We start from the raw sequence: 2,647 nt of genomic DNA, 5'->3' as shown, positions 1-2,647 counted from the left end.
ACCCTTTCGGGTTGTATGGTTAAGTGACTAAGCGTACACGGTGGATGCCTTGGCAGTCAGAGGCGATGAAAGGCGTAATAACTTGCGATAAGCCCAGATTAGGTAGTAATAACCTTTTGAGTCTGGGATTCCTGAATGGGGAAACCCACTTACATAAGTAAGTATCCTGTTGTGAATACATAGCAACAGGAGGCAAACCGGGGGAACTGAAACATCTAAGTACCCCGAGGAAGAGAAATCAACCGAGATTCCGAAAGTAGCGGCGAGCGAAATTGGATTAGCCCTTAAGCTTTTAATGATGCAGGTGAAGAGTCTGGAAAGTCTCGCAATAAAGGGTGATAGCCCCGTAACCGACACATCATAATCAGTGAAAACGAGTAGGGCGGGACACGTGATATCCTGTCTGAATATGGGGGGACCATCCTCCAAGGCTAAATACTACTGACTGACCGATAGTGAACCAGTACCGTGAGGGAAAGGCGAAAAGAACCCCTGTGAGGGGAGTGAAATAGAACCTGAAACCGTGTACGTACAAGCAGTAGGAGCACCTTCGTGGTGTGACTGCGTACCTTTTGTATAATGGGTCAGCGACTTAATTTTAGTAGCAAGGTTAACCGTTTAGGGGAGCCGTAGGGAAACCGAGTCTTAACTGGGCGTACAGTTGCTAGGATTAGACCCGAAACCAGGTGATCTAGCCATGGGCAGGTTGAAGGTTGAGTAACATCAACTGGAGGACCGAACCGACTAATGTTGAAAAATTAGCGGATGACTTGTGGCTAGGGGTGAAAGGCCAATCAAACCTGGAGATAGCTGGTTCTCCCCGAAAGCTATTTAGGTAGCGCCTCGGACGAATACTACTGGGGGTAGAGCACTGTTAAGGCTAGGGGGTCATCCCGACTTACCAACCCTTTGCAAACTCCGAATACCAGTAAGTACTATCCGGGAGACACACGGCGGGTGCTAACGTCCGTCGTGGAGAGGGAAACAACCCAGACCGCCAGCTAAGGTCCCAAAGTATAGCTAAGTGGGAAACGATGTGGGAAGGCTCAGACAGCCAGGATGTTGGCTTAGAAGCAGCCATCATTTAAAGAAAGCGTAATAGCTCACTGGTCGAGTCGGCCTGCGCGGAAGATGTAACGGGGCTAAGCTATACACCGAAGCTGCGGCTACGTACCTTAGGGTGCGTGGGGTAGGGGAGCGTTCTGTAAGCCGTTGAAGGTGGTCTGTAAGGGCTGCTGGAGGTATCAGAAGTGCGAATGCTGACATGAGTAACGATAAAGGGAGTGAAAAACTCCCTCGCCGGAAGACCAAGGGTTCCTGTCCAACGTTAATCGGGGCAGGGTAAGTCGACTCCTAAGGCGAGGCCGAAAGGCGTAGTCGATGGGAAACGGGTTAATATTCCCGTACTTCTTACAATTGCGATGGGGGGACGGAGAAGGCTAGGTGGGCCTGGCGACGGTTGTCCAGGTTCAAGTACGTAGGCGGGTGGTTTAGGTAAATCCGGACCGCTATTAACGCTGAGATACGATGTCGAGCTACTACGGTAGTGAAGTCATTGATGCCATGCTTCCAGGAAAAGCCTCTAAGCTTCAGATTGTAAGGAATCGTACCCCAAACCGACACAGGTGGTCGGGTAGAGAATACCAAGGCGCTTGAGAGAACTCGGGTGAAGGAACTAGGCAAAATGGTACCGTAACTTCGGGAGAAGGTACGCTCTTATCAGTGAAGTCCCTTGCGGATGGAGCAGACGAGAGTCGCAGATACCAGGTGGCTGCAACTGTTTATTAAAAACACAGCACTGTGCAAAATCGTAAGATGACGTATACGGTGTGACGCCTGCCCGGTGCCGGAAGGTTAATTGATGGGGTTAGACTTCGGTCGAAGCTCTTGATCGAAGCCCCGGTAAACGGCGGCCGTAACTATAACGGTCCTAAGGTAGCGAAATTCCTTGTCGGGTAAGTTCCGACCTGCACGAATGGCGTAATGATGGCCACGCTGTCTCCACCCGAGACTCAGTGAAATTGAAATCGCTGTGAAGATGCAGTGTACCCGCGGCTAGACGGAAAGACCCCGTGAACCTTTACTACAGCTTGGCACTGAACATTGAACCTACATGTGTAGGATAGGTGGGAGACTATGAAACCGCGTCGCTAGATGTGGTGGAGTCGTCCTTGAAATACCACCCTTGTAGTTTTGATGTTCTAACGTTGGTCCCTGAATCGGGATTACGGACAGTGCCTGGTGGGTAGTTTGACTGGGGCGGTCTCCTCCCAAAGAGTAACGGAGGAGCACGAAGGTGGGCTAAACACGGTTGGACATCGTGTGGTTAGTGCAATGGCATAAGCCCGCTTGACTGCGAGAATGACAATTCGAGCAGGTGCGAAAGCAGGTCATAGTGATCCGGTGGTTCTGAATGGAAGGGCCATCGCTCAACGGATAAAAGGTACTCCGGGGATAACAGGCTGATACCGCCCAAGAGTTCATATCGACGGCGGTGTTTGGCACCTCGATGTCGGCTCATCACATCCTGGGGCTGAAGTCGGTCCCAAGGGTATGGCTGTTCGCCATTTAAAGTGGTACGCGAGCTGGGTTTAGAACGTCGTGAGACAGTTCGGTCCCTATCTGCCGTGGGCGTTGGAAAATTGAA

General features: G+C 51.1%; 1 rRNA gene. It reads left to right on the top strand.

Features of this window, described 5'->3' with window-relative positions:
- Window positions 1-17 precede the first annotated feature (17 nt).
- Window positions 18-2,647: ribosomal RNA gene (locus AB4154_RS02730) — 23S ribosomal RNA — on the top strand; the annotation flags it as partial.

The sequence above is a fragment of the Vibrio sp. 10N.286.51.B11 genome (assembly GCF_041469245.1).
Taxonomy (GTDB): Bacteria; Pseudomonadota; Gammaproteobacteria; order Enterobacterales; family Vibrionaceae; genus Vibrio; species Vibrio crassostreae_C.
This window is presented reverse-complemented; position numbering and strand designations above follow the sequence as displayed.